This is a genomic window from Vibrio sp. 10N.222.55.C6, assembly GCF_041473395.1.
In the GTDB taxonomy this organism is placed as follows: domain Bacteria; phylum Pseudomonadota; class Gammaproteobacteria; order Enterobacterales; family Vibrionaceae; genus Vibrio; species Vibrio crassostreae_C.
Genome location: NZ_JBFRSD010000037.1, coordinates 188755 through 205970 on the forward strand (window position 1 = coordinate 188755; position 17216 = coordinate 205970).

Below are 17216 nucleotides of genomic sequence, written 5' to 3' on the forward strand. Positions count from 1 at the left end.
GATTATGCTCCTTTCCCTGTGATGTTCACTGTTGGGTTAATGATGCCGTATAGCAGGTCAACAATGGTGTTAGTTACTACGAAGATCAGGCCAACGAAGATAACGTATGCGGTAATCAGTGGTGTATCCACTCGGTTAATCGCTTCAAGGAATAGGAAGCCGGTACCCGGCCACTGGAATACAGTTTCAGTCAGAATGGTGTATGCCACCATCGTACCGATTTGAACACCACCTACCGTTAGTACAGGTAGCATTGTGTTCTTCAAAGCGTGTTGGTAGTAAATCTTGTTCAGCGCGAGGCCTTTTGCTTTACCAAACTTGATGTATTCAGAGCTAAGAACCTCGAGCATTTCAGAACGTACTAGACGAATGAATAGCGGCAGCATGATAGATGCCAGAGCAATACTCGGCAGCACTAAGTGCGCAAGACCATCGAGCGTTAAGAAGCCAGACTCCCAACCAAACCAGTTTGCGGTATCACCACGTCCGAATGACGGCAGCCAACCGAGTTCAATAGAGAACACATACATCAGCATGATTGCGGTTAAGAAAACAGGTACCGAGATACCGATACTACTGCCCGCCATCACCAGTTTGGTGAAGAAGCTTTTTGGGTGTATTGCAGAATAAACGCCGAGTGGAATCGACAGACAAACGATGATCAAAGAAGCGCCAAACACAAGTTCAAGCGTCGCGACTAGTTTATCTAAGATTACGTCCACAGCTGGGCGTTTAAAGAAATATGAAGTACCAAGATCACCTTGTAGAGCTGCGCCCACAAAGCGAGTGTATTTTGTAATGAAGGGATCATTTAAGCCGAGTTCATCACGCAGCGCTTGACGCTCCGATTCTGAAACAGATTGACCGACTAACTCACGCAACGGGTCGCCCAGGTTATCCTGAATGGCAAACGCCACCAAACTGATCACAAACATCACTATCAGTGCCTGAAACAGGCGCTTGACCAGAAACGTAACCATTCCTTGCCCCTTATCTATCCATGACTATCTAGTCGAAATCCGCGACTAGATAACAAAATTCAGTCTTAAAAAAGGTATTTAGCCAGACTGAAGGAAGACCAAATACCGAAACTTAAATCTATATCTTAATAATTTGAGAGCCTGAAAAGCTTCAGGCTCTCGATTCTAGCAAGCTAGATTATTTTACAACTAGGTCGCCGAAGTAAGGCATAACCATTGGGTTTACTACGTCTGCTGCACCTACGTTAGACTTCGCGCCCCACGCTTCACTTTGCCAGTGTAGCGGTACGAATGCTGCGTCGTTGTAAAGTGTTGCTTCAACGCCTTTCAGCATTTCAGCACGCTTAACTGGGTCAGTTTCAGTGTTAGAAGCTTCTACGATCGCATCCATTTCTGGGTTTGAGTAGCCAGAACAGTTGTATTGACCACGGCCAGTCTCTTCGTTACGAGTCATAGTTAGGAACTCGTTGAAGTTAGCTGAATCTTCTGTATCTGAGTGCCAGCCGATCATCATCATGTCTGCTGAACATAGGTCAAACTCAGGCCAGTACTGTGCTTTAGGCATAGTTTTAAGATCAACTTTGATACCAATCTTAGACAGCATTGCCGCAGACGCTTGCGCTACTTTCGCATCGTTCACGTAACGGTTGTTTGGAGCCATCATAGTTAGCGTAAAGCCATCTTCGTAGCCCGCTTCTTTCATCAGCTCTTTCGCTTTTTTCAGATCGTAACGAGGAACTAGGTCTTCGTTGTGACCCGCGTAGCCTGTTGGGCTTTGCTGACCAGCTGCTGTTGCGAAGCCTTTCATGATCTTCTTAACGATACCTTCGTTGTTGATTGCGTGAACAATCGCCTGACGAACGCGAACATCTTTAAGTGCTTCGTTGCTGTTTTGGTTCATTTGGAACGTGATGATACGAGTACCAGGTAGCGTCACTAGATCGATGTTCTTAGCGTTTTTAACACGCTTGTGATCGTTTGGTGCTACTGGGTGAATCATATCAACGTCGCCAGAAAGAAGTGCTGCAACACGTGTCGCGTCTTCTTTGATTGGCACAAGTGTTAGCTTGTCTACGTTGCCTTCAGTTTCTGTGTCCCAGTAATCGTTGAAACGCTCGAACGTTACTTTAACGCCTTGCTCACGTTGAGTTACGATGAATGGGCCAGTACCTGAAACGTTAGTCGAAGCAAACGAGTTACCGTGCTTAACTAGCTCAGACTTGTCTTTACCTTCCGCTGTTTGGCCAGAGTAGAACTTGCTGTCCATTGGGAAGATGTAAGTTGCTGTTTGTAGTACTAGTGGGTAAGCCGCTTTTGATACTAGCTCAACTGTGTAGTCATCCACTTTTACCATTTTTTCGTATGGCGTGAAGATAGACTTAAAGTCTGGAGAAGCTTGTAGACGTTCAAAAGTCCACACAACATCATCAGCAGTCAGTTCGTTACCAGAGTGGAATTTCACACCTTTACGTAGGTTGAAGCGGAAAGTCGTTTCATCAACACGCTCCCAGCTAGATGCTAGGCGGCCTTCAAAATCCATCTCTTGAGTGAAACGTACTAGAGGGTCAAACACCATGTGAGACATTTGCAGTGTGCCACCAGACAGCTGCTCGTGCGGGTCAAGTGATACTGGGTCAGCTGCGTAGCCAACGGTAATATCTGCTGCTGCTGCACTAAAGCTTAGGCCAGCTGCCATTAAAGCTACTGCTAATTTGCTTTTCATGGTTTTCATTGCATAACTCCTTCATGCGGGAATCCAGATCCCTAGTTGTTGTATTTGCGTCTGTTTATTGTTGTTAGCAAGCTAAACTCCAGCCTGCTGATTTTTATACCGCGGCTTGTGCCACTGCTTTTTCTTCTCTTAAGCCTGTAAATTCAGGCATTAAAGAAATCAGTTGTTTGCTGTATTCATGCTGAGGTGATTGGAACAGCTGCTCCGTTGGCGCAACCTCCAATAATGTCCCCATCTGCATCACACCAACACGGTCACACATTTGGCGAATAACCGGTAGATCGTGACTGATGAACAGCATGGTTAGGTTTAGCTCGTCTTGTAAGTCTTTTAGTAGGTTAAGAATCTGAGCCTGTACCGACACGTCCAGTGCCGATGTTGGTTCATCACAAATCAAAAGACGTGGGCGAGTCGCCAAAGCGCGAGCGATAGAAATACGCTGACGTTGACCACCTGAGAATTCGTGTGGGTACTTCACCCCAGCCATTTTGCCTAAACCCACGTGCTCTAGCAGGTCGTTCACGATCTGACGAGTTTCATTTTCGTTGCGAGTAAGCTTATGGAATCGGATAGGTTCAGCAATGATGTCGAATATCTTCATTCGAGGGTTCATTGATGTGTAAGGGTTTTGGAAAACCATCTGCATTTGACGACGCATAGGGCGACGTTCTTTTTCAGATTTCAGACCAGTAAGATCAACGCCTTCAAACGTTACCTTGCCTGAGTTTGGTGCGTACAAGCCAGCAATCACACGAGCAATCGTTGATTTACCTGAACCTGATTCACCTACTAAACCAAACGTCTCACCTTCATGCACTTCAAAGCTCACGTTGTTTGATGCTTGAACGTACTCACGACGGCTCTCAAAGAAAGAATCTTTGGTAGTAAAGCGTAAGTTTACGTTCTCAACGTTCAACAGAGGGCCAGTGTAATCACGGTGATCTTGGCTTTGACCTAACCAGTGGTTCTTCACATCCAATGGTTCCATCTCTTGTGCTTCTTCGATGTAGCTAACAAGAGGGAAACGATCGAGTTTGCGATCCGAACGAGGAACCGCAGAGATAAGACTGTGTGTATATGGGTGCTCAGGAGTACCCAGAACTTTCGCTGTTGGGCCAAACTCAACTAAGTCACCACGATACATAACGGCTACGCGGTCGGTAACGTTAGATACCACGCCCATGTCGTGCGTGACCAACATGCAACCTACGTTCTTCTTAATACATAGGTCGCGAATCAAACCCAAGATCTGGTCTTGGATAGAAACATCCAGTGCTGTTGTTGGTTCATCTGCGATGATTAGGTCAGGTTCACCTGCCAATGCGATCGCGATAACCACACGCTGACGCATACCGCCAGAGAATTGGTGAGGGTACTGCTTTAAACGGTTTTCTGGTTGTGGGATACCCACTTGGTTCATCAAGTCTAATGAGCGCTGGTAGGCTTCTTGATCCGAAACCTTCATGTTGGCATGAATCGTCTCTTTTAACTGCTGTTCTACTGTGAATAGAGGGTTAAGAGAAGTCATTGGGTCTTGGAAGATAAAACCAATCTTTGAGCCGCGAACAGAACGCATCTGTTCAGGAGATAAACCAGAGACTTTTTCGCCATCCAGAAATACCTCGCCGCTAGCAATGCGGCCAGGAGGGCTCAGCAAATCGATCACAGCATTACCTACTGTTGATTTACCTGCACCAGACTCGCCTACAACACCAACAATCTCACCACGTTCAATGTTGAACGAAAGTGATTTAACTGCGGCGTGAACTCCATGACGAGATGGGTATTCGATACGAAGATTTTTTACTTCTAAAAGTGACATTACCAGACCTCTACTGCTTTGGCAGCTTTCTGCCCTGTCTGCAAAATTGAATCCATTCTTACCAGAATATTGTTCTGATATTTTATACGGTTGACAATTTGGCAAATAATTCACAGAAAAGCAACAAAAATAGGATAAAAAGTCGACATTAAACGCTTAGCAAGCAAAAGTGCCACATAACTATTCACCAAAAGAGCATATAGTAAGAAAAATCAACATTATATTATCGGCAAGAAATACTCACAAACTCCTTACCACTACTTACTTGTAGAGTTAAAGCCGTGCTTCAAAGCAGATCTCACTACCAGTCACTAAAAACAAATAATTATTCCAAAAAACAATTAACACTATAGAAACAAGCGCTAATTTTGTTAATTTGAACAAATAAAACAACCAGATAAACGTTAATTAGCCATACATTTAACCATCTGTATTATTTTGGTAAATACAAAACAGACAAACGAAAGGCCTAATAAATCAGAGGAGTTTTTGAACGACCAAATGCGTACAAAGCTGTCAAATTCAGGCCTTAGTGAGCAAATTTAGGGTCAGGTTTCACTTTTCATAAAAGTCTTTAGACCAAACCCATTAATATGTCGAATTATTGAGCACTCCATTTATATAAAATTAGATATAGAACTGTACATTTGATAAAGAAAGCAACTCTGTAGCAGCACCATTATCAAGCAGATCGTTAGGAATCTGTCTTATATAAGAAGGGGAGATAGATGTAAGAAGCCCCGTCATTTCTGACGCGGACGGCTAGTTGAGGCTTCTTAAGTGATCAGTGAAGAGACATTCTTTGAACATCAGGCGAACCCCACTCTGTTCAAGTTATCTAAGTTTCAGATGTAAAAAAGCCCTAGTCTTTCGACTAGGGCTTCTTAAGGTGGTCGGTGAAGAGGGATTCGAACCCCCGACCCTCTGGTCCCAAACCAGATGCGCTACCAAGCTGCGCTATTCACCGAGACGTTTCGTTTGATTTCTCAAACTGGGAACTTCAAAGAAGCTACCAAAATTAATGGGGTGGCTAACGAGATTCGAACTCGCGACCACCGGAATCACAATCCAGGGCTCTACCAACTGAGCTATAGCCACCACTAATTTTTTATATAACCGCTTAACAAGCGATTATTGAAATAGTGGTCGGTGAAGAGGGATTCGAACCCCCGACCCTCTGGTCCCAAACCAGATGCGCTACCAAGCTGCGCTATTCACCGACTAATTTTGTATCGACTCTTGGGAATAATGAATCAACACTGGAAGCCGAAGCTACCGATATTTTGTAAAGAAAGAATGGGGTGGCTAACGAGATTCGAACTCGCGACCACCGGAATCACAATCCAGGGCTCTACCAACTGAGCTATAGCCACCATTATTTCTTTTTTGCCAATTTCTCACTTACCGAAGTAAGAGACCGGATGGCGCGCCTGAAAGGATTCGAACCTTCGGCCTTTGGCTCCGGAGGCCAACGCTCTATCCAGCTGAGCTACAGGCGCATGCCCTGTCGGCGGAGTGGAATAATACGTATATCACCCAATGCCGTCTAGTACTTTTTTAACTTTTTTTTCTGTTTGGTCTCTTTTTCGACAGTTAATATGTGATAAACCCCTTATTTGAGTACTACAACCCGCCACAGCTTATAAGTTGTTGTTTATTGCAACAACTTATCGGGATATAATCACCCATTATTTACATTGGTTTAACAGTTGCTCTTTGCTGGTGAAGCCAAAACACCCTCCAACACTATAAATTGGTAAGCACGTACTTACCTTGGGAATGTAAAGTGAGTTTAATGGATATGTCTCGTCGAATTTTAAGCGTTGTCATCGCAGTTTTAACCTTTTCAACTGGCGCAATGGCTTCAGGCCTTAGCGAAGCAGAGCAAGATGCAATTGCTGAACGCATCAAACCAGTTGGTCAAGTTTACCTAGTCGGCAGCGAACCAGTAGTCGCAGAACCAACAGGCCCTCGTGATGGCGCAACAGTTTATGGTACCTTTTGTATCGCTTGTCACGCATCTGGCGTAAGTGGCGCACCTAAAACAGGTGATGCTGGTGACTGGGGTCCTCGCATTGCTCAAGGTCGCGACATTCTAGCTGACCACGCAATCAACGGCTTCAATGCGATGCCAGCGAAAGGTTCATGTATGGATTGTTCAGACGACGAAATCAAAGATGCTATCGAGCACATGATTGCCGGTCTGTAATTAAAAATGCCAGATTCAGAAAAGGTGACCTCATGGTCACCTTTTTTATTGGCTTCTATATAGTGCGATTAAAGTAGGGCATTACTTCTTGTTGAACATCGCTCGAATATTCGCAATGTGCGCCTGCCCTTTTTCCATTCTTTCTTCAGCGGATTGAGGCTTCTTAACGCTTTCCCACTCCACATCATCGTGCGGCAGCTCATCGAGGAAGCGGCTTTGTGTTGGCTTTATTAATTCACCATATTGACGACGTTCACGACACTTAGTAAAAGTCAGCTCTTTCTGCGCTCGAGTAATCCCCACATACATAAGACGACGTTCTTCTTCTACGTTGCCTTCATCGACACTGGTTTGGTGCGGCAAGATGCCCTCTTCTGCACCCATCAGGAATACATATGGGAACTCTAGACCTTTCGATGCATGCAATGTCATTAATTGGACTTGATCTGCATCGTCATCATCCTCACCACGCTCCATCATATCGCGCAGCGTTAAACGTTGAACCACCTCGCGCAGGGTTTTCTCTTCTTTATCGTAGTTGTCACCCTCAAGATCGGCCACAATCCAGCTATACAGATCAGAGACGTTCTTCATTCGCATTTCAGCGGCTTTCGGGCTCGCTGAGGTTTCGTACAACCAATCTTCGTAGTTGATGTCACGAACCAAAGAACGAACGGCTTCAACCGTATTACCACGCTCGGCATTGTCTGAGATACGAACAATCCAGTCACCGAAGCGGCGCAAATTTTCTAAACCACGCCCCGTCAGTGTCTGCTCTAAGCCCATCTCGAAGCTGGCCTCAAACAAGCTCTTACCACGCATATTGGCATAGCTACCTAGCTTTTCTAGCGTAACCGGGCCTATCTCACGGCGAGGCGTGTTTACAATACGCAGGAAGGCGTTGTCATCATCAGGGTTCACCAACACTCGTAGGTAAGCCATGATGTCTTTAATTTCGGCTCTAGCGAAGAAAGAGGTTCCGCCAGAGATCTTGTAGGGCACGCGGTTCTGCATCAGCGCTTTTTCAATTAAGCGCGATTGGTGGTTACCACGGTAAAGCACCGCGTAATCTTTGTACTCAGTACGGTTCAAAAACTTGTGGGCGATGATCTCGCCGGTAATACGCTCTGCTTCATGCTCTTCATTCTTAGCATTCAGTACCTTGAGCTTTTCACCGTCTGGGATCTCTGAGAACAGTGACTTTTCATAAACGTGTGGGTTGTTGGCGATCAAGATGTTCGCCGCACGTAATATTCGGCTGGTTGAGCGATAGTTTTGCTCGAGTTTGATCAAGCGAAGATTTGGATAGTCCTCACCCAGCAACACCAAGTTTTGTGGTTTTGCGCCACGCCATGAGTAAATAGATTGGTCATCATCACCTACGACCGTCAAACGACCACGTTCACCCACCAGTAAACGAACCAACTCATATTGGCTAGTGTTGGTATCTTGATATTCATCGACCAGCAAATAACGAATACGAGACTGCCAGCGTTCACGCACTTCTTGATTGGTTTTCAGTAGCAATACTGGCATCGCAATCAGATCATCAAAATCGAGTGCGTTATAGGCCTTCATCTGCTTCTGATACATCTCAAAACAGAATGCAAACAACTGCTCTTGTTCACCTTGAGCTCTTGCTTTCGCCTGATCTGGCGTCAGCATGTCATTCTTCCAATTTGAGATGGTACTCATCAAAGAACGCAGCAGATCCTTATCACCATCGATCTGTGTTTCGGTTAGTTCTTTAAGTAGAGCTAACTGGTCTTGGTCATCAAACAGCGAGAAGCCTGCTTTCAGACCCAGCGCTTTGTATTCTCGGCGAATGATGGTTAAACCCATGGTATGGAACGTTGAAACGATCAGACCTTTAGATTCACCTTTACCTAGAGTTTGACCCACACGCTCTTTCATCTCGCGTGCCGCTTTATTGGTAAAGGTTACCGCTGCAATATTACGAGCCTTGTAGCCACACTCTTGAACCAAGTAAGCAATCTTGTTGGTGATAACACGTGTTTTACCGGATCCAGCGCCCGCTAATACTAAGCAGGGACCAGAAACATACTTCACGGCTTCATCTTGTCTTGGGTTCAGTCTCATTTGATTCTCAATTTGGTCTAGAGGAGCGAATTCAATTGCGCGCCTATAATAATGCTGCAACACCACGAATGCTACGTTCTCTTATACAAGATTTTTACGCTACTTGTGTAAAACTTTGTTGCACATGTGTATGGTTCTTGGGCTATAATGAATGAACGTTCATTCACTGGTGATGGAATAATGACAACTCATGCACCTCAGGATAAACGCCAACAAATACTTTCTGCCGCTGAAAAGCTCATTGCGGAGGTCGGCTTTCAAGGCCTTTCAATGCAAAAATTAGCCAAAGAGGCGGGAGTTGCTGCAGGCACTATCTACCGCTACTTCGACGATAAAGACCACTTGATAGATGATGTTCGAGTGCTCGTGACTCAACGAGTAGCAGATGCTGTTCAAGAAGGGGTTGATGATTCGGATCCAATTAAGCAACGCTACCGTACTATGTGGTTGAACATATGGAACTTAGCGGGAACGAACTTAGCCGCGATAAAAAATCGGGTTCAATATGACTCACTGCCCATCACAAATAGCCTAAACTTCAGGGAGCTAGAACGTAAAATGTTTGCCCAAGTTGAGCTGCTATTTAATGAGGGTAAAGAGCAAGGACTGTTTAAACCACTTGATAATGAAGTATTAAGCGGCTTGAGCTTAGCGGCTAGTGTATCTCTAGCGCGAAAGCATTCTTTAGGATTTTACCAACTCGACGAGGCAGAACTAGAATCTGCAATAGAAGCCAGTTGGGATGCAATAATTAAACACTAGATCGGAGTTTTGACCATAATGAAAAAGTGGACTTTCTTCATGTTACTCATCGCTGTACTTCTTTTCGGCAGCGTTATTGGGTTCAACATGTTCAAACAACAAAAAATTGCTGAGTATATGGCCAACCGCCCTGAACCAGAGTTTCCAGTAACGGTTACTGAAGTTCAGCCGATCGACTGGGTTCCAGTAATTGAAGCTATCGGCTTCATAGAACCTAACCAAGGTGTCACGCTAGCGAACGAAACCAGCGGTGTTATTGACCAAATCTCTTTTGGTTCTGGTACTGATGTTAAAAATGACCAGCTTCTTGTTCGTCTTGATTCTGGCGTAGAAAAGGCAAATCTAAAGAGTTCTGAAGCTCGCCTGCCTGCGGCAAAAGCAAAATACAAACGCTACCAAGGCCTGTATAAGAAAGGTTCTATTTCAAAAGAAGCATACGATGAAGCAGAAGCAAACTACTACTCTCTATCTGCTGATATTGAAAGCCTAAAAGCATCGATTGCCCGTCGCGAGATCCGCGCTCCGTTTGACGGCACTGTCGGTATTCGTAATGTGTATCTAGGCCAATACCTACAATCTGGCACTGACATCGTTCGCCTAGAAGACACCAGTGTTATGCGCCTACGCTTCACTATTTCTCAAAATGACATCTCTCGTATTGAGGTTGGTCAGGCGATCGACATCTTCGTTGATGCATACCCAGAAAAACCGTTTAAAGGTTCTATTAGTGCCATTGAGCCTGCGGTTAGCATCCAAAGTGGTCTTATCCAAGTACAAGCCGATATCCCAAACAACGATGGTAAGTTACGTAGCGGTATGTTTGCGCGCGCTAACATCATTCTACCTAAACTAGCAAACCAAGTGACACTGCCTCAGACGGCCATCACTTTCACACTTTACGGTGACAATGTTTATATTTTACGTGAAGAAGATGGTGTGCAGCGTGTGAAACAACAAGTGGTGAAAGTAGGTGAACGTACAGAAAGTATTGCTCACATACTGGAAGGCGTAGAGCCTGGCGATGTTGTCGTGACAACGGGTCAAGTTCGTTTAAGTAACAATGCTAAAGTTCGAGTTGTAGAAAGTGATGCAACGACGCCGCCAGCTGAAACACCAATGCTGTAATTGGAGGAATCATGCGCTTTACTGATGTTTTTATTAAACGTCCAGTTCTGGCTATTTCAATCAGCTTTTTGATCGCATTGCTTGGCTTCCAAGCAATCTTCAAAATGCAGGTTCGTGAATACCCAGACATGACAAATACGATCGTGACGGTCACGACGAGCTATTACGGTGCCAGTGCCGATCTGATCCAAGGCTTTATAACTCAGCCATTAGAACAAGCGATCGCTCAAGCCGATAATATTGATTATATGACGTCGCAGTCCGTACTCGGTAGCTCGACTATTACGGTCAATATGAAGCTCAATACCGACCCGAATGCCGCGCTGTCTGACATACTGGCCAAGACTAACTCGGTACGTTCTCAGCTTCCTAAAGAAGCCGAAGATCCAACCGTAACTATGTCTACCGGTTCAACAACGGCGGTACTCTACATTGGTTTTACGAGTGATGAACTCTCTGCAAGCCAAATTACCGACTACCTTGAGCGAGTGGTTAACCCACAACTGTTTACCGTTAACGGCGTATCAAAGGTCGACTTGTACGGCGGGATCAAATACGCATTACGTGTATGGCTTGATCCTTCCAAAATGGCAGCATTAAACCTGACAGCCACTGACGTGATGACGGTGCTTAATGCAAACAACTACCAATCAGCAACTGGCCAAGCAATTGGTGAGTTTATGCTGTACAACGGCAGTGCCAATACCCAAGTAACCAATACCGATGAATTAGAAAGGTTGGTGGTCAAAACCAGTCAAAATGGCGGTTCTATTGTTCGCTTAGGTGATATTGCTAAGGTTTCACTAGAAAAAAGCCACGATGTGGTTCGCGCAAGTGCTAATGGCAAACAAACGGTTGTAACCGCCATCAATGCAGCGCCAAGTGCTAACCCGATCAACATTGCTGCTGATGTTATGCAGCTGTATCCTGAGTTGGAGCGAAACCTACCAAGCAATATCAGCATGAATATCATGTATGACTCAACCATTGCGATTAATGAATCCATTCAAGAGGTTATACACACGATTGTTGAAGCCGCGCTGATTGTATTAGTGGTTATCACGCTATTCTTAGGCTCATTGCGTGCGGTTATCATTCCTATCGTAACCATCCCTTTATCGCTGGTTGGTGTTGCGATGGTGATGCAAGTCATGGGTTTCTCATGGAACTTAATGACGCTACTGGCGATGGTATTAGCAATCGGTCTAGTGGTTGATGATGCAATCGTAGTACTGGAAAACGTCGATCGACACGTCAAATTGGGGGAATCTCCTTTCAGGGCTGCCATCATTGGTACCCGTGAAATTGCAGTACCGGTTATTGCAATGACACTGACATTGGGCGCGGTTTATGCCCCTATCGCAATGATGGGTGGTATCACAGGCTCGCTGTTTAAAGAGTTCGCATTAACCCTCGCTGGCGCGGTATTTGTTTCTGGAATCATCGCTTTAACACTGTCTCCAATGATGTGTTCAAAGCTGCTAAAAGAAAATGCACAGCCGAGTAAGTTTGAACTGAAGGTACACAGCGTACTTGATCGTATGACAGGCCGTTACTCTAAGATGCTGCATGCGATCATGGATCATCGTCCGGTTATCATTGGCTTTGCGGTCATTGTATTTTTAAGCTTGCCGATGCTGTTTAAATTCATCCCAAGTGAACTTGCCCCTGCAGAAGATAAAGGGGTGGTGATGATGATTGGTACTGGTCAATCAACGGCTAACCTAGACTACCTAAGTAACACGATGGATGACGTGAGCGGTATCTTGGTGACCCAGCCTGAAATCCAATACGCTCAATCCTTCACTGGTGTACCAAACTCAAACCAAGCATTTGGTATTGCCTCAATGGTGCCATGGAGTGAGCGCACGGCTAGCCAATCTGAGGTAACGAACCGTATCAGTGGATTGCTACAAGATATCCCAGGCATGGCAGTAACCGCGTTCCAAATGCCAGAGTTGCCGGGTGCCGGTTCTGGTCTACCACTCCAGTTTGTGATTACCACACCAAGCAGCTTTGAGAGCTTATTCGCTATCGCAACCGATATTTTAACGGATGTGAAAGATAGCCCTCTCTTTGTCTACTCTGACCTTGATTTGAACTACGATTCAGCAACGATGAAGATTCAAATTGATAAAGATATGGCGGGCGCTTATGGGGTAACGATGCAAGATATCGGTGTCACCCTAAGCACCATGATGTCGGATGGTTACGTTAACCGTATTGACCTCAACGGTCGTTCTTATGAAGTGATCCCTCAGGTTGAGCGTAAGTTCCGCTTAAACCCAGAGTCAATGAATCATTACTACGTTCGAGCCAGCAATGGTGATGCTGTTCCTCTCGGTAGCTTGGTAACAATTGATGTGGTGGCAGAGCCTCGCTCTCTTCCTCACTTCAACCAGTTGAACTCAGCGACGGTCGGTGCGGTTCCTATGCCGGGCGCGGCGATGGGTGATGCGGTAAACTGGTTTGAAAACATTGCCCAAACCAAATTACCTGCAGGCTATAACCATGACTACATGGGTGAGTCGCGTCAGTTTGTAACAGAAGGCAGCGCACTGTATGTGACGTTCGGTTTAGCACTGGCGATCATCTTCTTGGTTCTGGCGATTCAATTTGAGTCGTTAAAAGATCCATTGGTTATCATGGTGTCGGTGCCACTCGCAATATGTGGTGCATTGATTGCGCTCGCTTGGGGCGCAGCGACGATGAACATCTACTCGCAAGTGGGGCTGATTACCTTGGTTGGTCTGATTACCAAGCACGGTATCTTGATCTGTGAGGTAGCAAAAGAAGAGCAGCTGCATAATAAATTATCACGCAAAGAGGCGGTTATGGAGGCGGCAAGGGTACGTCTACGTCCAATCCTAATGACAACAGCGGCGATGATTGCAGGCCTGATCCCACTGATGTACGCCACGGGTGCAGGTGCAGCTCAGCGCTTTAGTATCGGTATTGTTATCGTTGCTGGTCTGGCGATTGGTACGCTGTTTACGCTGTTTGTTCTGCCGGTTATTTATAGCTACTTAGCCGAAAAACATAAACCAATTCCAGTTTTCCTCGAAGATAAAGATCTCGAGAAGCTGGCCCGTGTTGATGAAGCAAAAGCGGCGCACAGAGAATTAGCTAACAATAAGTAATTTCCCTGTCGTATTAACAATAAAAAGGCTACTTCGGTGGCTTTTTTTTGTACGCCATAGGCGACATCTTTGATGTGATTAAATAGAATAGTGATAAATATTCAGGAGTTTTAATTGATATGTTTGATCCAAAAAAACTAGAGCAAATTGCTAAGCAGATCCACGATTCTATGCCTCAACCAGTAAAAGAGCTTGGTTCAGACGTAGACCAAAAAGTTCGCCAAGTTATCCAAGGCCAACTCAACAAGCTAGACGTTGTGAGCCGTGAAGAGTTTGATGTTCAAACACAAGTACTGCTTCGCACTCGCCAGAAGCTCACTGAAATGGAACAAAAACTGGCTGAACTAGAAGCAAAGCTTTCAGACAAATAGTCATTTTTTTCAATCAGTTCAAGTTCGAATAAAGGCTTACCTTCGGGTAAGCCTTTATTTTTTCCTCAATCTATCAAGCCTTCACCGGTAAAATAGTTGCAAGCATAAAAAAGCCCCGAACAAATGTTCAGGGCTATTTTTATTCAGTGATGAACTGGAAGATTAACCGCCAACAGCGATACGCTTCATGTCGCTCATGTAGCTACGTAGCTCTTCACCAATGTATTCTACAGGGTGGTTACGGATAGCTTCGTTTACTTCAATTAGCTTAGCGTTATCAACTTGGTTAGATGTCTCACCTAGACCACGGCCGATGACGTCCGTTGCTACTGAAGGCATGAACTTCTCACGTAGTAGCGGTGTTGCTACGTTAGCGAATAGGTAGTTACCGTACTCAGCAGTATCAGAGATTACAACGTTCATTTCGTAAAGACGCTTACGAGCAACTGTGTTTGCTATTAGTGGAAGCTCATGTAGAGATTCGTAGTAAGCAGACTCATCAATGATGCCTGATGCCGTCATAGCTTCGAATGCTAGCTCAACACCGGCACGAACCATAGCAACCATTAGGATACCGTTGTCGAAGTACTCTTGCTCTGAGATTTCTACGTCAGAAGCTGGGTAGTTTTCGAATGCAGTTTCGCCTGTCTCTTCACGCCAGCCTAGTAGGTTCACGTCATCGTTCGCCCAGTCAGCCATCATTGTGCTAGAGAAGTGACCAGAGATGATGTCATCCATGTGCTTGTTGTAAAGCGGACGCATTAGGTCTTTAAGCTCTTCAGAAAGCTCAAACGCTTTAACTTTAGCCGGGTTAGATAGGCGATCCATCATGTGAGTTACGCCACCAAACTTAAGTGCTTCAGTAATCGTTTCCCAACCGTATTGTAGAAGCTTGCCTGCGTAGCCAGGTTCGATGCCATCAGCAATCATCTTCTCGTAAGATACGATAGAACCCGCTTGTAGCATGCCACAAAGGATAGTTTGCTCACCCATCAGGTCAGATTTAACTTCTGCTACGAAAGAAGACTCTAGGCAACCTGCACGGTGACCACCAGTACCTGCAGCCCAAGCTTTAGCGATATCCCAACCTTCGCCTTTAGGGTCGTTTTCTGGGTGAACAGCGATAAGTGTTGGTACACCGAAGCCACGTTTGTACTCTTCGCGAACTTCAGAGCCTGGACACTTAGGTGCAACCATTACTACAGTAAGGTCAGCACGTAATTGCATGCCTTCTTCCACAACGTTGAAGCCGTGAGAGTAACCAAGAGCAGCGCCTTGCTTCATTAGAGGCATTACTGTTTCAACAACGTTTGTGTGTTGCTTATCAGGAGTAAGGTTGATTACTAGGTCTGCTTGAGGGATTAGCGTTTCGTAGCTACCCACAACAAAGCCGTTTTCATCAGCATTTTTGAATGATTGACGCTTTTCATCAATTGCCGCTTGGCGTAGAGCGTAAGATACGTCTAGACCAGAATCACGCATATTTAGACCTTGGTTTAGGCCTTGAGCACCACAACCAACAATTACGATTTTCTTACCTTCAAGGTATTCAGCTTCTGTCGCGAATTCTTCACGATCCATAAAGCGGCAACGACCTAATTGGTCTAGTTGTTCACGAAGGTTTAATGTATTGAAATAGTTAGCCATTCTAGGGCACTCCTTTAAAAATAAGTCCGTAAGGTCGATATCTCTCTATCGAATGACTTCATACTAAAACAGACACTCCGTTGCTGAAAGTGATATATTCACAATTAGTTATTGCAATAAATGCAACATGGAAACGATCGCAGAACATGAACATAAAATCTCTACAATTATTTATACATTTATGCGACAGCAAGAGTTTCAGCAAAACCGCTGCTGCTATGCACGTCAGTCCTTCAGCGCTGAGCCGTCAGATACAAAAGCTTGAAGAGGAAACAGGACAAGAACTGCTAATCAGAGACAACCGCAGTGTTGATCTTACCCCAGCAGGAAAACACCTATTGCCTGTAGCATTGAGCATCGTGGGAGAGTGGCAGCAATATAACCTTCACCTGAAGGGCGGAGAGCAAGAACTTAAAGGTGAGATCCGTATATTTTGTTCAGTAACGGCTAGCTACAGTCACCTACCTGAACTCATAACCGAATTTAGGGCTATTCATCCGTATATTGAATTTAAGCTCTCTACTGGTGATCCAGCTCAATCCATCGACAAGATCTTAAACGATGAAGCGGATATCGCGATTTCAGCAAAGCCAGACATCCTTCCTTCAAGGTTAGAATTCGAAACCATCAGCGATATTCCACTGTCAGTCATCATTCCATCTGGTGTGAGTAGCTTTAGCCAACAACTGCAATCCGATAAGCCAAACTGGAATGAAGTGCCCTTTATCATCCCAGAAGCAGGAACAGCGCGTGAACGAGCCAATGCATGGTTTAAAAAGATGAAGATAAAACCCAACATATACGCGCAAGTTTCTGGCCATGAGGCGATTGTAAGTATGGTGGCACTAGGATGTGGAGTTGGCATCGCACCTGATGTGGTCATAAACAACAGTCCAGTAAGAGATAAAGTTAGCCGCTTAAAGATAGAACCTATCAAGCCATTTGAGTTAGGCGTATGTTGTAAGCGAGCACAGCTAGATAACCCTCTAATTCGAGCGTTCTGGCAAGTTGCAGAAGGGAAATATTTAGCGGACTAGTCGTCATTGTTTTAAATACAAAAAAGGGAAGAGCACGTCAGTGCCCTTCCCCTTTTATTTATGTATATCGCAGATAAGAAAAAAGCCCGCTGATTTCTCAGCGGGCTTTCTAATGGTGGTGGAGGGATAGGGATTTGAACCCTAGAACCGCTATTAACGGTTGCCGGTTTTCAAGACCGGTGCTTTCGACCACTCAGCCATCCCTCCAACAAATTGTCATCAATAGATTAGTACACTAATGATGTTGTTAATTGCTAATGCAAGTAACGATATTTAAAGCCTGGCGATGTC

Annotated in this window: 11 protein-coding genes and 6 tRNA genes; 6 read left to right on the plus strand and 11 right to left on the minus strand. The window is 45.0% G+C overall.

From position 1 onward, the window contains the following. Positions 1–2: 2 nt before the first annotated feature. From AB4486_RS20200 to AB4486_RS20235, 8 genes are all read right to left on the minus strand, one after another. Positions 3–980, minus strand: a complete 978-nt coding sequence (locus AB4486_RS20200; protein WP_048612413.1) for an ABC transporter permease — start codon at positions 978–980, stop codon at positions 3–5. A 178-nt stretch (positions 981–1158) separates the two neighbouring features. Beyond that, positions 1159–2712, minus strand: a complete 1554-nt coding sequence (locus AB4486_RS20205; protein ID WP_017060133.1) for an ABC transporter substrate-binding protein — start codon at positions 2710–2712, stop codon at positions 1159–1161. Between the two features lie 94 nt (positions 2713–2806). Further along, entirely contained in the window at positions 2807–4534 is a 1728-nt protein-coding gene (locus AB4486_RS20210) for an ABC transporter ATP-binding protein (RefSeq protein WP_017060132.1), read from the minus strand. A gap of 890 nt (positions 4535–5424) precedes the next feature. After that, positions 5425–5501: transfer RNA gene (locus AB4486_RS20215), tRNA-Pro, on the minus strand. Positions 5502–5556: 55 nt separating this feature from the next. Continuing rightward, a tRNA-His gene (locus AB4486_RS20220) sits at positions 5557–5632 on the minus strand. A gap of 45 nt (positions 5633–5677) precedes the next feature. Further along, positions 5678–5754 (minus strand) — tRNA-Pro (locus AB4486_RS20225). A 77-nt stretch (positions 5755–5831) separates the two neighbouring features. Beyond that, a tRNA-His gene (locus tag AB4486_RS20230) sits at positions 5832–5907 on the minus strand. A gap of 49 nt (positions 5908–5956) precedes the next feature. Next, positions 5957–6033, minus strand: a tRNA-Arg gene (locus tag AB4486_RS20235). A gap of 296 nt (positions 6034–6329) precedes the next feature. Between AB4486_RS20235 and AB4486_RS20240 the strand changes: the two genes are divergently transcribed. Continuing rightward, on the plus strand, positions 6330–6743 hold the full coding sequence (locus AB4486_RS20240) for a cytochrome c5 family protein (RefSeq protein ID WP_372118399.1): 414 nt from the start codon (positions 6330–6332) through the stop codon (positions 6741–6743). An 81-nt stretch (positions 6744–6824) separates the two neighbouring features. Here AB4486_RS20240 and rep read toward each other — a convergent pair whose 3' ends face one another. After that, positions 6825–8843 carry a DNA helicase Rep gene (gene rep / locus AB4486_RS20245; RefSeq protein ID WP_102428491.1) on the minus strand — a complete coding sequence of 673 codons (2019 nt, stop codon included), beginning with the start codon at positions 8841–8843 and terminating at the stop codon, positions 6825–6827. 180 nt (positions 8844–9023) lie between these two features. On the opposite strand from rep, the gene AB4486_RS20250 reads away from it, so the two are divergent. The 4 genes from AB4486_RS20250 to ubiK all read left to right on the plus strand — a co-directional run bounded on the left by AB4486_RS20250 (position 9024) and on the right by ubiK (position 14241). Further along, entirely contained in the window at positions 9024–9605 is a 582-nt protein-coding gene (locus AB4486_RS20250; protein ID WP_198137852.1) for a TetR/AcrR family transcriptional regulator, read from the plus strand. 18 nt (positions 9606–9623) lie between these two features. Next, positions 9624–10730 carry an efflux RND transporter periplasmic adaptor subunit gene (locus AB4486_RS20255; RefSeq protein WP_102428492.1) on the plus strand — a complete coding sequence of 369 codons (1107 nt, stop codon included), beginning with the start codon at positions 9624–9626 and terminating at the stop codon, positions 10728–10730. 11 nt (positions 10731–10741) lie between these two features. Then, on the plus strand, positions 10742–13870 hold the full coding sequence (locus AB4486_RS20260) for a multidrug efflux RND transporter permease subunit (RefSeq protein ID WP_017061963.1): 3129 nt from the start codon (positions 10742–10744) through the stop codon (positions 13868–13870). A gap of 119 nt (positions 13871–13989) precedes the next feature. Beyond that, positions 13990–14241 carry a ubiquinone biosynthesis accessory factor UbiK gene (gene ubiK, locus AB4486_RS20265; protein ID WP_017061964.1) on the plus strand — a complete coding sequence of 84 codons (252 nt, stop codon included), beginning with the start codon at positions 13990–13992 and terminating at the stop codon, positions 14239–14241. Positions 14242–14403: 162 nt separating this feature from the next. Here ubiK and ilvC read toward each other — a convergent pair whose 3' ends face one another. Then, complete coding sequence (gene ilvC / locus AB4486_RS20270; protein WP_017061965.1) at positions 14404–15888, minus strand: ketol-acid reductoisomerase; 1485 nt, start codon at positions 15886–15888, stop codon at positions 14404–14406. Positions 15889–16034: 146 nt separating this feature from the next. Here ilvC and ilvY point away from each other — a divergent pair, with 146 nt between their 5' ends. After that, on the plus strand, positions 16035–16925 hold the full coding sequence (gene ilvY, locus AB4486_RS20275; protein WP_017061966.1) for an HTH-type transcriptional activator IlvY: 891 nt from the start codon (positions 16035–16037) through the stop codon (positions 16923–16925). A gap of 116 nt (positions 16926–17041) precedes the next feature. Here the strand turns inward: ilvY and AB4486_RS20280 are convergent. Continuing rightward, a tRNA-Ser gene (locus AB4486_RS20280) sits at positions 17042–17132 on the minus strand. Positions 17133–17216: the final 84 nt, after the last annotated feature.